The 18,578-nt window shown below is 66.8% G+C and carries 14 protein-coding genes; 5 read left to right on the top strand and 9 right to left on the bottom strand.

The window, feature by feature from the left end:
- Positions 1–195: 195 nt before the first annotated feature.
- The 4 genes from dps to VFB33_13155 all read right to left on the bottom strand — a co-directional run bounded on the left by dps (position 196) and on the right by VFB33_13155 (position 2,814).
- Positions 196–669, bottom strand: a complete 474-nt coding sequence (dps, locus tag VFB33_13170; protein ID HZO82638.1) for a DNA starvation/stationary phase protection protein Dps — start codon at positions 667–669, stop codon at positions 196–198.
- 142 nt (positions 670–811) lie between these two features.
- Entirely contained in the window at positions 812–1,090 is a 279-nt protein-coding gene (locus tag VFB33_13165) for a hypothetical protein (protein ID HZO82637.1), read from the bottom strand.
- A 148-nt stretch (positions 1,091–1,238) separates the two neighbouring features.
- Positions 1,239–2,306, bottom strand: coding sequence for an alpha/beta fold hydrolase (locus VFB33_13160; GenBank protein HZO82636.1), 1,068 nt, complete (start codon positions 2,304–2,306; stop codon positions 1,239–1,241).
- On the bottom strand, positions 2,290–2,814 hold the full coding sequence (locus VFB33_13155) for a hypothetical protein (GenBank protein ID HZO82635.1): 525 nt from the start codon (positions 2,812–2,814) through the stop codon (positions 2,290–2,292). Before VFB33_13155 ends, VFB33_13160 begins: the two co-directional genes overlap by 17 nt.
- A gap of 417 nt (positions 2,815–3,231) precedes the next feature.
- Between VFB33_13155 and VFB33_13150 the strand changes: the two genes are divergently transcribed.
- Positions 3,232–3,915 carry a Crp/Fnr family transcriptional regulator gene (locus VFB33_13150; GenBank protein ID HZO82634.1) on the top strand — a complete coding sequence of 228 codons (684 nt, stop codon included), beginning with the start codon at positions 3,232–3,234 and terminating at the stop codon, positions 3,913–3,915.
- Positions 3,916–4,030: 115 nt separating this feature from the next.
- Entirely contained in the window at positions 4,031–4,870 is an 840-nt protein-coding gene (locus VFB33_13145) for an alpha/beta hydrolase (GenBank protein ID HZO82633.1), read from the top strand.
- Between the two features lie 45 nt (positions 4,871–4,915).
- Here VFB33_13145 and VFB33_13140 read toward each other — a convergent pair whose 3' ends face one another.
- From VFB33_13140 to gloA, 3 genes are all read right to left on the bottom strand, one after another.
- On the bottom strand, positions 4,916–8,704 hold the full coding sequence (locus tag VFB33_13140; protein ID HZO82632.1) for a choice-of-anchor D domain-containing protein: 3,789 nt from the start codon (positions 8,702–8,704) through the stop codon (positions 4,916–4,918).
- 334 nt (positions 8,705–9,038) lie between these two features.
- The gene (locus tag VFB33_13135) at positions 9,039–10,055 is read right to left on the bottom strand and encodes an alcohol dehydrogenase catalytic domain-containing protein (GenBank protein HZO82631.1); all 1,017 of its coding nucleotides are present in this window, start codon (positions 10,053–10,055) and stop codon (positions 9,039–9,041) included.
- A gap of 11 nt (positions 10,056–10,066) precedes the next feature.
- Complete coding sequence (gloA, locus tag VFB33_13130) at positions 10,067–10,735, bottom strand: lactoylglutathione lyase (protein ID HZO82630.1); 669 nt, start codon at positions 10,733–10,735, stop codon at positions 10,067–10,069.
- Positions 10,736–10,917: 182 nt separating this feature from the next.
- Between gloA and VFB33_13125 the strand changes: the two genes are divergently transcribed.
- Together VFB33_13125 and VFB33_13120 are read left to right on the top strand one after the other, a co-directional pair.
- Entirely contained in the window at positions 10,918–12,096 is a 1,179-nt protein-coding gene (locus VFB33_13125) for an acyl-CoA dehydrogenase family protein (protein ID HZO82629.1), read from the top strand.
- A 50-nt stretch (positions 12,097–12,146) separates the two neighbouring features.
- A complete protein-coding gene (locus tag VFB33_13120; protein HZO82628.1) occupies positions 12,147–13,328 on the top strand; it encodes an acyl-CoA dehydrogenase family protein in 1,182 nt (393 codons plus the stop codon).
- 111 nt (positions 13,329–13,439) lie between these two features.
- Here VFB33_13120 and VFB33_13115 read toward each other — a convergent pair whose 3' ends face one another.
- Together VFB33_13115 and VFB33_13110 are read right to left on the bottom strand one after the other, a co-directional pair.
- Complete coding sequence (locus tag VFB33_13115) at positions 13,440–14,771, bottom strand: DUF1329 domain-containing protein (GenBank protein HZO82627.1); 1,332 nt, start codon at positions 14,769–14,771, stop codon at positions 13,440–13,442.
- Between the two features lie 292 nt (positions 14,772–15,063).
- Positions 15,064–16,251: a sigma 54-interacting transcriptional regulator gene (locus VFB33_13110; protein HZO82626.1), complete on the bottom strand. Its 1,188-nt coding sequence runs from the start codon at positions 16,249–16,251 to the stop codon at positions 15,064–15,066.
- A 479-nt stretch (positions 16,252–16,730) separates the two neighbouring features.
- On the opposite strand from VFB33_13110, the gene VFB33_13105 reads away from it, so the two are divergent.
- Positions 16,731–18,491 carry a CocE/NonD family hydrolase gene (locus VFB33_13105; protein ID HZO82625.1) on the top strand — a complete coding sequence of 587 codons (1,761 nt, stop codon included), beginning with the start codon at positions 16,731–16,733 and terminating at the stop codon, positions 18,489–18,491.
- Positions 18,492–18,578 lie beyond the last annotated feature (87 nt).

The following is an 18,578-nucleotide window of genomic DNA, read 5'->3' as shown; positions in this document are numbered from 1 at the left end:
GGAATTTGCGCGGCGCGGCGCCGCTGCCGCTCACGCGCGAGCATGCGGGCCGTGAACGAGCGGGCGCGGCTCAATCGCGCGCAGCCGATATTATCCCGCCGGCGCCGCCGCGCAAAGCGCGGCGGCGCCGGCGGCCAGCCAAAAAACCTTTTGCACCTGAAGGCGGCGCGGACGCCTGCCGCACCACCGACATCGTCAGCCGAGATGCGCCTCGACGAACCAGAGATACTTGTCCACGCCGCGCGAAACCTCTGTGAAGAGGTCGGCGGTGTCCTTGTCGTGCAGCTCGTCGGCCTGGTCGATAGCCTGGCGCACGCTCTTGCCGTACGCCGCCAGCGCCGCGGCCATCGCCTCGACGTGCTCGCGCTCGGCGCTGATGTCGAGCGGGTATTCCTTGAGGGTCGAGCGCTTGGCCGCGATACGCACGCTGCCCTCGGCGACGCCGCCGAGCTGCACCACCCGCTCGGCCATCAGGTCCATCCACTCCTCGGCCTCATCGACGATCTCGTCGAAGAGCTTGTGCAGGGCAATGAAGCTGGGGCCCTTGACGTTCCAGTGCGCCTGCTTGGCCTGATGCATCAGGTCAACGCTGTCAGCGAGCCGGGCGTTGAGCAGCGCGGCCACCTCGTGGCGGGTTTTCTCCGGAAGATCGTTCCTGGTCTTGTGCATGACGATTAAACCTCCCGCACAATTAACTGTTGATCGATGCCCGCTCAAAGAAAAGGGCGGCCCGCGCGCTCAGGCGCGAGCCGCCACAGAACCGGACGCGGATGCGCTGGGCGGCGAAGCGCGCCGCCGGCGCGAAAACGCGCTACTCCAGCCGCCAGAGCGTGCGCGCGGTGCTGGCGCTCTGTTCGATCAGCTTGCGGCCGATGCTCTGCTGGGCCTCGATGAGCGGGTAGAGCGGGGTTTCTTTGGCCCACTCAGTCGCCTTGGCCTGGAAATCCAGGGCCTGAGTCGCGAGCTTCTCGCTGGTATCGATGTACCAGGCAGCGGCCTTCTTGGCGCCCTCGGGGCTGAGGCAGGCCTCGGCCAGACGCGAGACGCCCTCGTAGATTCCGCGATGTTCGCGATGTTCCTTCTCTGCCATTAATTTCCTCCGCTGTGCTTGCGGGAGTGGAACTCCCGTTTATTTTTATTTAACCACGAAGCCCGGAGGCGGGCGGCGCGCTTTGTCGCGTACGCGACAGTTTCGCCGCTTCGTCACGCTAGCGCGCCGTCGGCCCCGCTTTCCGCCCTCAGTTCGAACGCTCCTTGAGCCACGCGCCGATCTGAGGCCACAGCCCCTTATGCGCGGCCCCACTGACGATCGCGCCGACGTGGCCAGTCGAAAAAGTCAGGTTGCGCGCATCGCGGCTGCTCACCTTTTCAGCCAACGGCAAACTGGAACGCGGATGGACGACATCGTCGAATTCGGCGACCACGTTGAGGAACGAGCACTCGACGCGCGCAGCGTCAACCGTACGCCCGCCGATCTCGAATTCGCCGCGGGCCAGCTGATTGCGCTTGAAAATTCCACCCGCGGTCTCCTTGAAAATGCGCCCGGCCAGCGCCACATCGCTGTTCATCCAGCGCTCGAAGAGATCGAACGACTCGGCGTAGCCCTCGCGCTCGGCGTTGCGGTACAGCCCGACGTACTTGTCGATCGCGTGATGCGCCGGCGCCATCGCGGTGAAGAACGTCTGCACCATCCACGCCGGGCAGTTGCCGTAAATCCGCGTGACGAGCTCGATCGACTCGTCGCTCATGCGCTCGACCACGTTGTAGATCGGCAGCTCGTCGCTGCTCAGATCGAAGGGCGTGGTCAGCGTGACCAGGTTGCGCACGCCCTCGGGATTGAGCGCGGTGTAGGCCAGGCTCAGCATCCCGCCGAAGCAGTAGCCCAGCACCGTCACCTGCTCGCGCCGCGTGAACGCGCGTATCGCGCGCACGGCCGCGTGCAGGTCGCCGTTGACGTAGGCGTCGAAGCCGCGCCAGCTGTCGGCCGCGGTCGGCGGCTGCCAGTCGGTGACGAAAACGTCGAAGCCCGCGCGCGTCAAATACTCGATCACGCTGCGGCCCTTCTGGATGTCGAGGATGAAGGGGCGCTTGATAAGCGCGTAAACGAATAGGATCGGCGTGCGATGCGGCTTGCCGGCGGCCGCGTAGTGGCGCAGGCGCAGCTTGCCGCTCTCGAACACCACGCGGTGGTGCGTGACCGGCGGCGGATCGCTGACCGTCGAGGCCAGGCCGTGGCGCAGCCCCTCTAGCGCGCGGAGCGCGCCGTCGAACCAATAACCGCCGAGCGCGTTAATTGGCCGAAGCATCGCCGCCCTCCCTGCCGTTGACGTATGGAGCCTGCGCAATCCATCCGTTCCACATCGCGGCCAGCGACTCGTTGGTCGGATGCTCGCCGGCGGCCGGAGGGAGCACTGGCTGTGCCGCCCGCGCCTCCGCGGCCTCCAGCCGCGCGGCTGCCGCTTCGTCGCGCAGCGCGCGCAGCTCGGCGCGCAGCTCAGTCATCTCGGCCGCTGTGGGCAGCCCGATCGCTGGCCACAGCGCACCGAAGAATGCGCCCGCCGCGGCAGAGGACAGCCGCTGCCATTTAAGTCCGCTTTCAATCCAACGCCCGGCCGCCGCGCCGAAAGCCTCGCTATCGTAGAGCGCGTCGGTGGCCGCGCTGATCGCGCGCACCCAGGTGTCGTAGGCCTTCCATCCTGCCTCTTGGGCTTTGCGCTCGCCGTCGGCATCGGCGAAGCGGCGCATCGCGGCGAGCGGCAGCTCAACGACCGCCTCGCCCAGCCTCGTCAGCTCCTGAAAAAGTTTTGCGCTCACCACTTCTGCCTCCTCAGGCCAAACTGAAATTTCATTGATGGCAGCCTGACGCCATCGTTTGATTTGCGTTCGCGACTCGCTCCACGTCAGCTTGCAGGGCGCGCGGTAAAATCTGGATAGCCAGCGTTGTCGCCGGGTTGCCAAGAGGTAGCAATTGGATGAATCCGGGTTGGAGCGGTCGCCCAAAAGTTTCCATCGGCTCCGATGGAGAAAAGATAAATTCATGTCCGAGTTCAGACAACATCAACTCGTCTAATGAATGTCGCTCGCGCGACCAATTCTTTACGCCCGCCGTGAGTGGCGTCTCGTTTCGTCGCCTTAGTGACATAACTGTGCTCTGTGCTAACCAGTCATGTTGTGGAAGGCGCCGCCGCAAATGATCCCAGGCTACTGCGCCGGCTTCGCACGTTGAGCTGGTTGCCGGCGGAGAGGCTGGAGCGCCTTGCTCACGCGACCACCACTCGCCGCGTACACCGGCGCGAGACGATTTTCTTCGAAGGCGAGGACTCGGCGGCCGTCTATCTGCTGCTCTCGGGCGTCGCCAAGCTGACCTTCCTCAACGCCAGCGAGCGGGTCCTTGTCTCGTTAGTCGGCCCGGGCGAGATCTTTGGTGTGTCTTCGCTCCTGCCTACGGCCAAGCGCCCTTTCCGATGCGACGCTTTCAGCGACTGCGTGGTCGGCGTGACTTCGCCCGAGACGTTCGTTGACGCCGCGCTCGGCGTGCCGCTTTACGAGCTGAGTCGGATGCTCGACGTCACGGTGGGGCGATGGTGGGCGATGCTGCTGCGCTACACCAATTTTCTGGGGCTCGCCCTGCGCGAGCGCCTGGCCGGTGCGTTGCTCGAACTGGGCGCGAAATTTGGCGCCGACGACGCGCGCGGCCGCCTCCTCACGCTCAAGCTCACCCACGCGGATCTGGCTGAGCTGGTCGGCGCCTCGCGCCAGCGGATCACCGAACAGCTCAGCGAGTTCGAACGTACCGGCGTGATCATCCGCGACGGGCGGCGGTTGATAATCTCGCCTGAGCGGCTGCTTTATTTGGTCCAGGGGGCGCGGCCGCCCGGCGCAACGGGCGGCGGCCCGACCGGCGGCGCCGACTGAGCCGGCGGTGAGGCGCTTGAAATCGCGCGCGGATTACCCGAAAGTCTCGTAGGTTCGATTCAGCCGAAACTTCGTATCGCGCCGGCGCGTGCGCGTCGCGGGGAGCTTTGTGAAGATGCCCGAGGACAAGTTTCAAAACGCAGGCGGCGTGCGGCTGCATTATCTCGACTTTGGCGGCGCGGGAAAGCCCGCACTGGTCTGTATCCATGGCCTGACCGGCAACGCGCACAACTTCGACCTCCTGGCATCTCATCTTGCGCCGCGCTACCGCGTGCTCGCGCTCGACGTGCGCGGCCGCGGCGACAGCGAATGGGGCCCGCCGCTGGAGTACAACCCGCAGACTTACGTCAACGATCTGAGGGAGTTCCTCGACGGCGTCGGCATCGCACGCACAACGCTGATCGGAACCTCGATGGGCGGAATCGTCTCGATGATGTTCGCGGGCGGCTATCCCGAGCGCGTCGAGCGCCTCGTGCTCAACGACATCGGGCCTGAGATCGCTCCCGCCGGCCTCCAGCGTATCCTCGCCTACGTCTGCGAGGCGCCGGAACGCTTCGCCGACCTCGCCGCCGTCGCCGCCTACTATCGCGAGACCTACCCGCCCGCGGCCAAGCTTTCCGAAGCCGAACTGACGGAGTGGGTGCGATGGAGCGTCAAGCCGGCCGAGGGCGGCGGGCTTACGTGGAAGATGGACCCGGCGGTGCGCAAGCCGCCGCGCGGCGGCTCGGCGGCGCGTCCGCTTGATCTGTGGCTGCACTATACGCGGGTGCTGGCGCCGATCCTCATCGTGCGCGGCGCCCAAAGCGACGTGCTGGCGCCCGAGACGGTGGCGCGGATGCTCAAGGTGCAGCGCATCGCGCGCGCGGTCGAGGTTCCCGGGGTCGGCCACGCGCCGTCGCTGGTCGAGCCCCACGCGCTGGCCGCACTCAGCGACTTCCTCGGGCTCGAATCGTAGCGCGCCCAGGCGGCGAAACTTCTCCGACGCGGCGGCGCGCGCAGCTCAGACTCCCTTGCCGGCGATCGTGACGGTCGCCGAGGCCGGCGCGCTCGGCGCCTCGACGGTTATCGTCAGCGAAGTGACGACCTTGCCCGTCGCAGAGGGAGAGAAGCGTACGCGGAGCGTTCTCTTCTGTCCGGGTTGAAGCGTAAAGTCGCCTGCGCCGAGCGTCACCGTGAACGGGGCGTCGAGCGTGCCCACCTTGCCGCGCAACAATCCCTTGGCGCTGTTGGTGATCGTAAAGCTCTTTGCGAGAGCCGAGCCCGCTGCGACTGCGCCGAAGGCAAGCGTCGGCGGCGACGGCAGATCGATCCGCAGATGGCCGGCGACGCCGGTGCCGCTGATTGCAATGTCGGTGCTCGGACGGAGGGGATCGTCGCTACTGATCTTCAGGGTCGAAGCGGCCGGGCCCACGCTCTGCGGCGCGAAGCCGACTCGCACTCTCCAGGCCGCCTGAGGCAGCAGGTTGAAAGGCCCCGCGCCTTCGACCACGCTGAACGGTGCGCTCAGGGTGCCGACCGAACCGTTGAGCCTGCCGATACCTGCGTTAGTGATTTTGAAGCCTAGGATGCGGGGCGCTACGCCGATTCCAACTTTGCCGAAGAACAATGTCGTAGTCGGCAGCGAGAGCTGACCCGACCGCCCATTGCCGGACAGCTTGACGTTGGCCGACGGATGCCTGACGTCACCGCTGCGGATCGTGAACGTCTGCGAGACCGGGCCGAAGGCCGTCGGCGTGAAGCGAATCTTCACCCCAAGCATGCCAAGCGGCGCAATCTGGAACGGACCCGGCGCGGAGAGCAGCGCGAAGGGCGCACTCACCGTCCCCAGCATCACGGTCAGCTTCCGCGCCGGGCCGAGATTGCTGATCTTGAGCGTCCTGGTCTTGGGCGCGACACCCACTCCAACTTTGCCGAAGAGCAGCTGCGAGGGAACTGAAAGCACACCGCCGGGCGGAAGCGGCGTCGGCGTTGGAGTCGGGGTTGGCGTCGCCGTCGGCGTGGGCGTCAGAGTGGGTGTGGGTGTAGAAGTCGCAGTGGGCGTCGCGCTCGAAGTCGGTGTCGCGCTGGGCGTGGGCGACGGAGTCCCCGTCGGCGTCGGTGACGGAGACGGCGTCGCGGTCGGCGTGGGCGAAGGGCTTGCAGTCGGCGTGGGCGAGAGCGTGGCAGTTGGCGTCGGCGAAGGAGCGCCCACCAGCGGCTCGTTGTACTCGAGCACACGATTGTTACCGGAATCGGCTATGTAGAGGTTGTCGGCGCCGTCCACTGCGAGCCCGTTGGGTGCGCACAGCGTCTCGGCGCTGACCGCGACCGCGCCCATGTCGCATTCGACAGCGGTGAAGCCGTCCTGGCCGAAGACGCGATCGGCGGCAAACGTCCGGGCTGCGTCGGGCTCGAGTGGTGCGTTGTATTCGAGCACGCGGTTGTCGCCGCTGTCGGCGAGGTAAAGGTTGCGCTTGGAGTCGAGCGCCACGGCGCTGGGATTGCACAGGCTGTCGGGGCCGAGGCCCGCCGCGCCGTGGTTGCATCCGCGCGTCGTGAAGCTGCCGTTCTGGCCGAAGACGAAGCCGGCAACCGCGCTGTCCAGCGGCAGGACGTATTCGAGCACGCGGCTGTTCTCGTAGTCCGCGACGTAGAGCCTGTGCTTGGCCTCCAACGCCAGGCCGGCGGGCCTGCACAGGCTGTCCGGCCCGACGCCGTCCACGTCGCCGGGGGCCGTGCCGTCGTTGCACTCCACGCGTGTGAAACTCCCGTCCTGCCCGACGACCGCGTCGGCGGTGGTATCGCCCGCCGCGCCGGGCGTGCCCGGCGTGCCACCTCCAGGCCCGCGCGGGGTGAGATATTCGAGCACGCGGTTGTTTTCGGTATCGGCGACGAAGAGGTTGCCGTCGGGATCGAGCGCCACCGCTCGCGGATCGTTGAGGCCGGCGGGGCCGGCGCCGGCGGCGGTCGCGGTGAAGCTGCCGCCCTGTCCGAAAACCGTCGCGGCGCTCTGGCCTGCGTTCGTGTCGCTGGCGAACGGCGGCGCATACATCAGCACGCGATTATCCGCGCTGTCGGCGACGTAGAGGCTGGCGTCGGTATCGACCGCAACCCCGGAGGGCTCGCACAGGCTGTCGGGGCCGACACCTTCGACGTCACCGGCCGCGCGTCCGTCGTCGCATCCGTAGCTGAAGAAGTCTGGCTGGCCGATCACCAGCGCGGCCGGCTCGCCGTCGGCGAATGCCGCCGCGCTCGCCCATCCGAGCACCCTGTTGTTGGCGGTGTCGGCGGCGTAGAGATGGCCGGCGGTGTCGATCGCGAGATGGGCGGCCGGGCCGCCGGTCTGCGCCGGATTTGCAAGCGTCAGCGCACGCGCGCCGCCGAAGTTGTCCATGTTGTGATCGAGATCGCTCTGGCCGAGCTCGCGGTCGGCGGTGGTGTCTCCCGCGCCCGGCTCTCCGCTCTGTCCGTTGAGCGGTGTATCGAAGACGAGCATCCGACGGTTGCCCGAGTCGAGCGCGTAGAGGTTGCCCACTGCGTCGAGCGCGACGTCGGCGGGTGTGCAGAGCGTCGCGGCGCCGACCACCGCGCCGAAGCCGGCGAGCATCCCGCCGTCGTTGCCGTCACACTGCGCTTCGGTGAAGACGCCGCTCTGCCCGAAGACGTGCGCCGCCGTGGTGCTCGCCGGATTGAATTGCAAAATACGGTTGTTGCCGCGGTCGGCGACGTAGAGATTGCCAGCCATGTCGAGCACGAGCCCACGGGGGTTGAGCAAACTGTCGGCACCGAGCCCGGCCGCGCCGCCATTGGGCACCGCGCTGGTGAAGCTGCCGTTCTGGCCGAAGACTGTGTCGGCGATCGTGTCGCCGGCTCCGCCGAGCCCGCCGCCCGGGCTAAGCGGCGTGTGATACTCGAGGATGCGGCTGTTGTTGGAGTCGCTTACGAAGAGGCTGCCCGCGGTGTCGAGCGCGAGCGCGGCCGGCCCGCACAGGCTGTCCGGCCCGATCCCGTTGACATCACCCGCCATCTGCCCGTTGTTGCAGGCTCTGGTGGTGAAGCTGAGGTTCTGCCCGAACACCAGCTCGGCCAGCGTGTCGCCGGCGCCGCTCTCGCCGCTGGTGGAGTTGAGCGGCGTGTTGTATTCCAGCACGCGATTGTTGCCGGTGTCGGCGACGAAGAGGTTGGCGGCCGCGTCGAGCGCAACCGCGCGCGGGTCGCACAGGCTGTCGCGGCCGAGGCCGGCAGCGTCGCCCGCGACCTGCCCGCCGTTGCATACGCGGGCTGTGAAGCTGCCGTTCTGGCCAAAGACGATCGAGGCCGGTTGACCGTGGCTGGAGCCGCTGGTGAACGGATGGACATACACGAGCACGCGGTTGTCGATCGCGTCGGCGATATACAGGTTGCCTGTGCCGTCCACCGCGACGCCGCGCGGTCCGCATAGACTGTCCGCACCCACGCCGTTCACGTCGCCCGGCGCCGTGCCGTCGTCGCATCGGTAACTGTAAAAGTCGGGCTGGCCGATCACGAGGTCGGCCGGCGCGCCGTCCGCAAACGCACTCGCGCTGATCCACCCGAGCACCCGGTTGTTGCTCGAATCCGCGATATAGAGATGGTCCGAGTTGTCAATCGCGATGCCGGAGGGGTTGGAGAGCGCCGCCGCGCCGCCGAAGTTCAGCATATTGTGCGCGAGGTCGGCTTGCCCGAGCTCGCGGTCGGCGCTGGTGTCGCCCGCACCGGGGCTGTCGGACGGAGTCGGCCACGCCAGCGTCAGCAGGGCGATCGAGGCGAGCGCCAGACAAAGGGCAGCCACCGGAAATTTGGCACTGACAAAAAGCCGCCGCCGAAGCTTGAAGCTCCGCCCCCCGGGTGGCGTACGCGCGCCCATCGCGGGCCGCATCTCGCAAGAAACGCTCCGCGCGGCGCGAGCGCGGCTTTTCGGCCGCACAGCGTCTGGCTTATTTCAAGACTGCCGGATAGCCGAATTCTGTGCCGGCGCGCGCTTTAGTCAAGAAACATGCCGGTGGGGTGCATGGGAACCAGCAGCCGAGACTGCGGGGGAGCCCTCGGACTCCTTCGCGGTCCACGCACGCGCATTGATGCGGAAGCAGAGGCGGGCGGAGAGGCCGGTCCGCTTCCGGACACTATTATGGGAATTCGACGATCACCTTGGCGCGATTGCCCGGCTTGCGCAGCGCCTCAAACATCTCCGGCACCTGCTCGACGCCGATCACATCGGTCACCATGGGGCGCGGATCGATCGCGCCCGCGGCCAGCGCGTCGATCGTCTCCTGAAAGTCGGCGTCGTTGTAGCCGAGCACGAAGTCGAGGCTGAGCTCCTTGAAAATGCACGAAACGGGCGTGATCTGGTCGGGCTCCATGCATACGCCGAGCACGACGACTCTCCCCAGCGTCGAGACCATGTGGATCGCCGCCTCCAGGGTCGAGCGCACGCCGATACACTCGAAGACTAGGTCGGGCGCGCGCCCCGTGAGCTCGCGCATCCGCTCGGCCGGATCCTTGGCTGTCGGATTGACGACCTCGGTCGCGCCCAGGCGCCGGGCCAGCTCGGCGCGTCCCGCCGCCAGCTCGGAGACCAGAATTGTCGAGGCGCCGCGCGCCTTGCACCAGACAAGCGTGGCGAGCCCGATCGGCCCTGCGCCCATCACCACGCACGAGGCGCCGCGTCCCAGTCCGGCGCGCTTGACCCCGTGCAATCCGACCGACAGCGGCTCGACCATCGCGCCCAGCCGCGAATCGACGCCGGCGGGCAGCTTGAAGAGGCTGCGCGCGCCGCACATCACGTACTCGGCGTAGGCGCCCGGAAGCTGGCCCAGGCCGAGACCGCGGATATTCTCGCAGTGGATCCCCTGCCCCTTGCGGCAGAACTCGCAGGTTCCGCAACCGATGTACGGCAGCGAAGTCACACGCTCGCCCTCGGCATAGCCGCTGACGCCCGGACCGAGCTCGACGATTTCGCCGCAGAACTCATGGCCCATCACCGATCCCGGCCGCAGCCCGAAGCCGTGCTGCACGGCATGGAGATCGGAGCCGCAGATGCCGCAGGCATGAACCTTGAGCACGACCTCGCCGGCGCCGGCCTTGGGCCGCGGCAGGTCAACGACTTCGAGTTCGTTCGGGCGCTGGTAGACGACCGCCTTCATTGATTTCTCCGTTACGTGCGCTCGATCAATTCAATCTTGTAGCCGTTGGGATCCTCGATGAACGCGATCGGGCCGCCGCCGAACTTCATCGGGCCCGGCTCACGCGTGATCTTGACCCCTTTGCGGCGCAGTTCCTCGCAGGTCTTGTAGATGTCGGCGACGCCGATCGCGAGATGGCCAAACGCGTTGCCCTGCTCGTAGCTGTTGATGTCCCAGTTGTGGGTCAGCTCGATGACCGTGCTGTCATCCTCGCCGCCGTAACCGACGAAGGCGAGTGTGAAGCGGCCTTCGGGATAGTCCTTGCGGCGCAAGAGCTTCATCCCCAGCGCGTCGCAGTAGAATTTCAGCGTCTCGTCAAGGTTGTTGACCCGGATCATCGTGTGCAGAAGCCGCATCGCAATTCTCCCTTCGCCGGCGGCCGCGCCGCGCGCGGCGAGCGCGCGGCCGAGCGCGCCGCGGATTTCGTCGAAGACCTTCTCGGTGGGGCTGATTCCTGCCGCCTCCATCCGCTCGACCAGCTCCCAGCGCTGCAGCCCCAACATCCGCGCCGCTTCGTGCTCGTGCAGGCGATGCATGCCGACCAGCTCGAGGATCGCGCGTTCGCGCACGCGGGCGGCGAAGGCGTCTTCGGGAAAGTCGGCGTCGAAGACGTCGGCGGGCAGATCGAGCGTGATTTTCACGGCCGTACGTGGCTGTTTTCCGCGAACGGCGCGGAGTTGTCAATCGCGCCCCGAAGCGTAGCAACGGTGCGCACAGTCCGGCCGCTGGCCAGCGCTTTGCAAACGGCGCCTGATATGCATCCTTAGGGTTGCCGGCACGCATTGACGGCCGGACGCCGCCGCGGGGAGAGACAGCGTCAACGATGGACTTCAACTACAGTGCCGGGGACGAGGCCTTCCGCTCCGAGTTCCGCGCCTGGCTGGAGCGCAACGCGCCCAAAGACGCCCGCTTCGCGCTCGAGATGCTGGCGACCGAAGACGACCAGGATTGGCCCCAGAAGATCGCCTGGTGCAAGAAGCTCGCCGCGGGCGGATGGCTCGGCATCGACTGGCCCAAGGAGTATGGCGGACGCGGCGCGAGCGTCCTGCAAACCATCATCTATCACGAGGAGCTCCAGCGCGTCGGCGCGCCGCTGCCGTTTATCGGCTCGGGACTCAGCCTTATCGGGCCGACCCTGATGCACTGGGGCACCGAGGAGCAGAAGCGCCGTTTCATTCCAAAGATTCTCAGCGTCGAGGAGATCTGGTGCCAGGGCTACTCCGAGCCCAACGCCGGCAGCGACCTCGCCTCGCTTCAGACCCGCGCGGTCGAGGACGGCGACGACTTCGTGGTCAACGGGCAGAAGGTATGGACCTCGGGCGCGCAACACTCGGACTGGTGCTTTTTGCTGGTGCGCACCGACCCCGACGCGCCCAAGCATCGCGGAATAAGCTACCTGCTGGTCGATATGCGCAGCCCCGGCATCACCGTGCGCCCGCTGGTCCAGATGACCGGCGCACGCGGCTTCAACGAGGTCTTCTTCGAGGACGTACGGGTCCCCAGAAAGAATATCGTCGGCGAGAAGAACCAGGGATGGCAGGTCGCGATCACGACGCTGATGTTCGAGCGCAACCTAAGCCGCAACACCGAGGTTCAGTTGCGCGAGCTGGCAAGCCTCGCGCGGCGGATTGAACGCGACGGGCGCAGCGCATGGGAGGACAGCAGCGTGCGGCAGAAGATCGCGGCGATGGAGTGCGAGGCGCAGGCGATCAAATACACCTGGTACCGCCAGCTCACGCGCCGGCTGCGGGGCCTGCCGCCGGGGCCCGAGGGCTCGATCCTCAAGCTGTGCAGCACCGAGCTCAACATGCGCCTGCAGCTCTTCGCGGCCGAGCTGCTCGGCCCCTACAGCCAGTTCGAGTACGGCGCGCCGTTCGCACTCGATAACGGATGCTGGTCGTTCCGGCTGCTCTCGGCGCGCTCGGGCACGATCGCCGCCGGCACCAACCAGATCCAGCACAACATCATCGGCGAGCGCATCCTGGGCCTGCCCAAGGGCTAGACGGCGCGCGCGCGACGGTCGAAAATCATGTTCCAGAGGGCGAAGCGCTGATGGATTTCAACTACAGTCCCGAGGACGAGGCGTTCCGCGCGGAATTCCGCGCCTGGCTGGAGAACAACAAGCAGTACGCCATCCCGCTGCGCGAGCCGCTGGCCGACGAGGCCGAAGGCCAATGGGAGGCCAACGTGCGCTGGCACCGCAGGCTCAACGAGGGCGGCTGGATCGGAATCAGCTGGCCCAGGGAGTACGGCGGACGCGGCGCAAGCCTGCTCCAGACGATCATCTACGAGCAGGAGCTCGAACGCATCGGATCGGCGGCGCCCTACACTGGCTTCGGCATCCCGCTGCTCGGCCCCACGCTCATCCACTGGGGCAGCGAGGAACAGAAGAGGCGCTTTTTGCCGAAGATCCTCACCGCCGAGGAGATCTGGTGCCAGGGCTACTCGGAGCCCAACTCGGGCTCGGACCTCGCCTCGCTTCAGACCCGCGCGGTCGAGGACGGCGACTACTTCGTCGTCAACGGCTCGAAGATCTGGACCTCCTCGGCGCATCACGCCGACTGGATCTTCTTACTTACCCGCACCGACCCCGAGGCGCCCAAGCACAGGGGCATCAGCTACCTGCTGGTGGACATGAAGACGCCCGGGATCACAGTACGCCCGCTGGTCCAGATGACGGGCGCGCGCGGTTTCAATCAGGTCTTCTTCGAGGACGTGCGGGTGCCGCGCGCCAACATCGTCGGGCAGAAGAACCAGGGATGGCAGGTTGCGATTACGACGCTGATGTTTGAACGCTCGGGCGGCCATGACCGCGGGCTGCGCAAGCAAGTGCGCGAGCTGACCGAGCTTGCGCGGCGCGTCCGGCGCAACGGGCGCAGCGCATGGGAGGAAAGCAGCGTGCGCCAGAAAATCGCGCAGTTCGCGATGGAGACCGAGGCGATCAAGTACACCGGCTTCCGCCAGCTCACGCGCCAGCTCAAGGGGCTGCCGCCGGGGCCCGAGGGTTCGATGATGAAGCTGTGCGCGACCGAGCTCGGGCTGCGGATCGCGATGTTCGCGATGGAACTGCTGGGGCCGTACAGCCAGCTCGAGCATCACGCCGACTTCGCGCTCGACCAGGGTGTCTGGTCGCAGCGGATGCTGGCGGCGCGCGGGCCAACGATCTACGCCGGCACCAACCAGATCCAGCACAACATCATCGGCGAGCGCGTGCTCGGCCTACCCAAGGGTTAGGAGCGCCTGCGGCGCAAGCGCGCAGCAGACCGGGATCCTGAGGGCGGAAAGCAAGCGGGGCGCGGCGGATGGCCGCGCCCCGCTTGCATTGTCAGCTTGAAAAGCCTGCGTCTAGCGCATCAGCTGCATCAGACCGCCCGGAGTCGAGTACTTGGGGATGTTGTCGTACTGCTTGGGAATCTCGTAATCGACTTTGAACGAGTCGCCGTTGGCGCCCATGCTGGTGACGTAGCTGACGTGCTCGTTCTGCACGTCCCAGTACGTCTCCCAAATCGCCGACGCGCCCATCTGTGGCCCGCCCTCGCCGTGGTCGATCGGTTTGGCGGTCAGCGCGATCACCACGACCTTCCACAGCTTGTGATTGGCGTCGTAGAGGTCTTCGGCCTGGGTCTGGTAGTACTGCCTGTCGATATACATCACGCGCCGACCGTAGCAGTAGCCTGGGGAGAGCGACGGGATGCGCCCGACGTCGATCTTCCATACCTGGCGCACCTCCCAATCGCCCCACGACGGCTTGGGCCATCCCAGCATCCCGTCGTACTCGTCGGGGAACCTGCCCGCCGCCTTGGTCATGTCTTGCAAGGTCAACAGCGGCTGCGAACCGAGCAGCTTGGCCTGAAACATGCCGACTCCGCCGTTCCATCCGATTCGCTGATCGTCGTGCGTCATATCGCTGCCGAACAGTGGCGCGCAGCGCGCCGACACTGACAGCCGCAGCGAGCGGCGCAGCGCCGGGATGAATACGTAGTTTTCCTCCTCGCGCAGATTGTCCTGGAAGAAGATCGTCAGGTCGGCGGTGTACTTCGACTGCTCAGGGACCTCGACCATCAGCCATTCGGTGTACCATGCGCCGGCGGCCTGCGGGTTGATGCGCGGCTTGCCCGGCTCCCAGTTGTAGGCGAGCTGACGATAAAGCGCATCAACCTTCGTTGCCGCCCAGTGGCCGAAGCGATCCTTGACGAAGAAGCCGCCGGGCAACTGGCCGTCCGGGTAGAGGTCGGCAAAGACGGCGAACATCTCGCCTTGCAGCCGATACGTCACGTTGGCCGCGATTTCAGTTCCGATGTCGGGCCCGCTGGGGTTGGGAAACGGGAATCCCGCCACGTAGTTCTCCAGCTTGAAGCGGCCGTCGGGCATCTTGACCAGCCGCGTTTGCCCGCCGTACTTCTCGTTGGCTTCGACGAACGGCGGCGGCAGGGTGAAATGATGCGGCTGGCCGACATGAATTTCGACGTCGTCCGGCATTTTCCAGAATCCCTGTCCCTCCCAGAAATATTTCTCGCCGTCCGAGAAGAATTGCTGGTACTGGCGCCAGTTCTGCTTCGTGATCACCGTGCCCGGCGGGATCGTCTGCGCCTCCCCGCCTTGCGCCAGCGCGGTTGCCGACGGCGCCACCGCTCCCACGCAGAGAGCGATGAGCAAGGTTCCCAGGCTGCGTGACATACGCATAAACCTCGGTCCTCCTTTCCGTCCAGTTCCCCCAACTCGTCCGCGGTTAATCGGTCGCCATGAGGCTCGCGGGCGCACTGCGTTGCTTCGGACGCACGCCGGCTAGGCCATGACAAGCCGGAAGTCCTTCTCCGGCGATTTCCCAGCTTTAGCCGACCTAATTTGTCTCCCAAGCTGGGCTAATCCGTATGCCGCGTGCGGAGTTAAGTCAATTGAGCTTTCCCGCATCGGAGGCCAACAGAAGTGATCGGGCCGGTGGCGGGTAATTGGGCGCCGACGCAACCGCCTAGCGGCCGCGCGGCTGCGAGGCGCCGCGATTTGCGACGGCGTGTCGTTGTAGAGCGCGCATGCTGATTCCGAGCTTGCGGGCGGCGGCCGCGCGGTCGCCCTTGCACGCGGCCAGCGCCTGGCGCGCCATCTCGCAGCGGGTCCGAAACGGACTGGCCTTCCAGATCGAGGCCGGCGTGTTGGCCGCGACGAGCTGCGCGCGCACCTCGGAAGCATGGATCACGCGGCTGGCGGCCTCGCGCGGCAGGATCGCCAGGCGGGTCACCAGATTGTGCAGCTCGCGCACGTTGCCCGGAAACGGATAGGCGGTCAGCGCCTTGAGTGCGCCCGCAGTGAAGCTCAAGTCGGCGGCGGCCGTGCGCAGGAAATACGCCCCGAGCAGCAAAATATCGGGCGGACGTTCACGCAGTGGCGGCAGCGCGATCGTCAGTACGCCCAATCGATCGTAGAGCTCGCGGCGGAATTCGCCGGCGGCGACCAGCGGCTCGAGCGCGCGGTTGGTTGCCGAGATAAGACGCGCGCCCCCACGCACCGTCGGCCCCGCCGCCTGGTCCGCCGCGCGCATGATCGCGTGCAGCACCCAGGTCTGCGAGACGTGCGTAAGCTCCGCGACCTGGTCGAGGAAGAGTGTGGTGTCGGGGGCCGCAAACAGCGCGTCAACGCCGATCATGCCGTCGCCCGCGACATCCTCCGCCAGGCTGGCCGCGTGCTCGCCCAGGCTGTCGTTGAGCGCCGCGCAATTGACCGAGAACATCCCGCCCGCGCGCCCGCTCGCCGCGTGGATCAAACGCACCAGCAGCTCCTTGCCAGTACCGGTTTCGCCGGTGAGCACGATCGGCGAATCGGTGCGCGCAGTACGGACGGCGGCGCGCAGGACGGCGAACATACCCTCGTCGGCGGTGAGCAACGGCGAGGGCAGGTTGAGCGCGTGGGAAAGGATCGCGCTGGCGGCGGCGCAGGCGTTGGGGACGTCGAACTCAAGCGCATCGCCCACGTCCGCACGATACAGGCGTAGGCGGTGGGCAGCGTTGGCGCCGCGGATAAACTCTGCGCGCAAGGTGGCGCCCTGGCCTTCGGCCGCGCTCGTCAGCTCGACGCCGAGCGCCGAAAGCAGCGGAGCCACTCGTTGGGAAACTCCCTCTTCCAGGAAGACTCGCGCGTTATCGGCCACCGCGATACTCGCCATCGCGAATCCCAAACCGCACCGCCCGGCCCCGTCCGCCATCCCGACCGCTCACCCGCCCGTCCTGCGCGCGCCGGCGGCCTTGCCACCCGCGGCCCTCGGCGCTCGCGACGCTCGCCGTCGCGTGCCGGCGCTCGCCCGCCGCTCCGATATGAAGGCGTGCAAGGCAGATACCAAGGCCGGGGCGGAAGGCAAAATCTAAGCGAGGGAAGCGAAGCCCACCAATGCGAAGCGGGCGACCGAAAATCAACGGTAGCCACGACGGCATTTAATGAGCATCCGCAGACCAGGCCCATCGCGCGATCGCAGCGATCACGGGCGGGCGCGATCTCTGCCTGCTCGCCCAACGGCCCCAGTGGTCCCACGGCCGCGGTAGAGCGACAATCGCGGCGCTGGCTTTTGCGCCTCGCAGTGTTCTACACACTCGATCGACGAACGATTTATGAGCGCCCGCGCGGTACGCGCGGCGGGGAGCATCGACGATGGCGAATGCGCGGCAGCAAAGTGAACCGACCTACAAGGTGACCGTCGAAAAAGATCTGGCGATGCGCACGCGCGACGGCGTGCAGCTGCGCGCCGACATCTATCGCCCCGACGCGCCCGGCCGCTTCCCCGTGTTGGTCGTGCGCACGCCCTACGACAAGGGCGCCGGAATGGCGCTGACGGAGAAGGACTACTTTCCGCCACGTGGCTACGTCGTCGTGGTGCAGGACACCCGCGGCCGCCACAGTTCCGAGGGCGACTTCTATCCCTTCGTCCACGAGGCATGCGACGGCTACGACACCGTGCAGTGGGCGGCCGCGCTGCCGTGGGCCGACGGCAAGGTCGGGATGGTCGGGCAGTCGTACCTGGGACTGGTGCAGTACTATGCGGCGAGCCTGCGACCGCCCAATCTGCTCGCCGCCGCGCCGGTTTCGGGGCCGGTCACCTACTTCGAGAACTTCGCCTATCGGCGCGGGCTACTCGAACTGGGGTGGATGCTGGCGTACTTCATGTTCATGGCGCGCGACACGTTGGCGCGCAAGGGAATTTACGAGGCGCATCGCGCGCGCCTGGACAGCTACGTCTCGCGCCCGGACATCCCGATGGCGCCGCTCAAGCGCGAAGCCTACCACCATCTGCCGCTGCGCGACTGGGGTGAGCGGCTCAAAGAGGGCGCGCCGTATCTGGCCGACTATCTGCGCAACTGGACCGACGGCCCGTACTGGGCGCAGACCGATCTGCGCACACGCTTTGGCGAATTCGACACCCCGATGCTGCACGTCGGCTCGTGGTACGACGTCTTTCAGTACGACACGCTGGCGATGTACCTCGGGATGCGCGATCGCGCGCGCAGCGAGCGCGCGCGCCGCGCGCAGAAGCTGCTGATGGGTCCGTGGGCGCATCTGCTGCCCTACTCTATCCCGACCTCGCGCGGCACCGGCGACATCGATTTCGGCGCCGAGGCGGTAATCGAACTGCACGCCTTTCAGCTCCGATGGTTCGATCATTTTCTCAAGGGGATGGACAACGGTGTGCTCGACGAGCCGCCGGTGCGGCTGTTCGTGATGGGCGAGAACCGCTGGCGCGACGAGAACGAATGGCCGCTTGCGCGCACGCGCTACACCGAGATGTTCCTGCACAGCGGCGGACGCGCCAATACTCTCGCCGGCGACGGCCGGCTGGCCTTCGAGCGTCCGGCCGAGGAGCCGGTCGACCGTTACGTCTATGATCCCAACGACCCGGTGCCTACGCGCGGCGGGACCACGCTGGGGCTGAAAGCCGGCGTTTTCGATCAGACTGAAGTCGAGCGGCGCGGCGACGTGCTCGTTTACACCGCCGACGTGCTCGAGCGCGATCTCGAGCTGACCGGGCCGGTAATGATGGTGCTGTACGCGGCGTCATCCGCGCCGGATACCGACTTCACGGCCAAGCTGTGCGACGTTCGGCCCGACGGCTACGCGCAAAATATCGTCGAAGGCGCCGTGCGCGCGCGGTTTCGCGATTCGCTCAGCGCGCCGGCGCCCATCACACCCGATCGCGTTTACGAGTACCGCATCGACCTGTGGGCAACGAGCCACCTCTTTCGCGCGGGCCATCGCCTGCGCCTGGAGGTCTCCTCGAGCAACTTCCCGCGCTACGATCGCAACCCCAACACCGGGCATGACCTCTTCGCCGATAGCGAACTGCGAACCGCCCGTCAGAGCGTCTTCCACGACAGCCGCTATCCGTCACGTTTGGTGCTGCCGGTGATCCCGCGCTAGCCGAAGCGCGGGCTCTCCGCCGAGCGCCGGTGCCCGGCTTCTGCTATCCTTGATGAGATTGGGGCGGCGCGGCCAGCGACGCCGGCC

The sequence above is a fragment of the Candidatus Binataceae bacterium genome (assembly GCA_035650475.1).
Taxonomy (GTDB): Bacteria; Desulfobacterota; Binatia; order Binatales; family Binataceae; genus JAKAVN01.
The sequence above is the reverse complement of the archived record's forward strand: the minus strand, read 5'-3'. Positions and strand labels throughout refer to the sequence as shown.

Coding starts and splice junctions, on each gene's coding strand:
- VFB33_13165 (HZO82637.1), bottom strand. CDS start 1,090: ATGGCAGAGAAGGAACATCGCGAACATCGCGGAATCTACGAGGGCGTC.
- VFB33_13135 (HZO82631.1), bottom strand. CDS start 10,055: ATGAAGGCGGTCGTCTACCAGCGCCCGAACGAACTCGAAGTCGTTGAC.
- VFB33_13115 (HZO82627.1), bottom strand. CDS start 14,771: ATGTCACGCAGCCTGGGAACCTTGCTCATCGCTCTCTGCGTGGGAGCG.
- VFB33_13145 (HZO82633.1), top strand. CDS start 4,031: ATGCCCGAGGACAAGTTTCAAAACGCAGGCGGCGTGCGGCTGCATTAT.
- VFB33_13125 (HZO82629.1), top strand. CDS start 10,918: ATGGACTTCAACTACAGTGCCGGGGACGAGGCCTTCCGCTCCGAGTTC.
- VFB33_13105 (HZO82625.1), top strand. CDS start 16,731: ATGGCGAATGCGCGGCAGCAAAGTGAACCGACCTACAAGGTGACCGTC.
- dps (HZO82638.1), bottom strand. CDS start 669: ATGCACAAGACCAGGAACGATCTTCCGGAGAAAACCCGCCACGAGGTG.
- VFB33_13120 (HZO82628.1), top strand. CDS start 12,147: ATGGATTTCAACTACAGTCCCGAGGACGAGGCGTTCCGCGCGGAATTC.
- VFB33_13160 (HZO82636.1), bottom strand. CDS start 2,306: ATGCTTCGGCCAATTAACGCGCTCGGCGGTTATTGGTTCGACGGCGCG.
- VFB33_13110 (HZO82626.1), bottom strand. CDS start 16,251: ATGGCGAGTATCGCGGTGGCCGATAACGCGCGAGTCTTCCTGGAAGAG.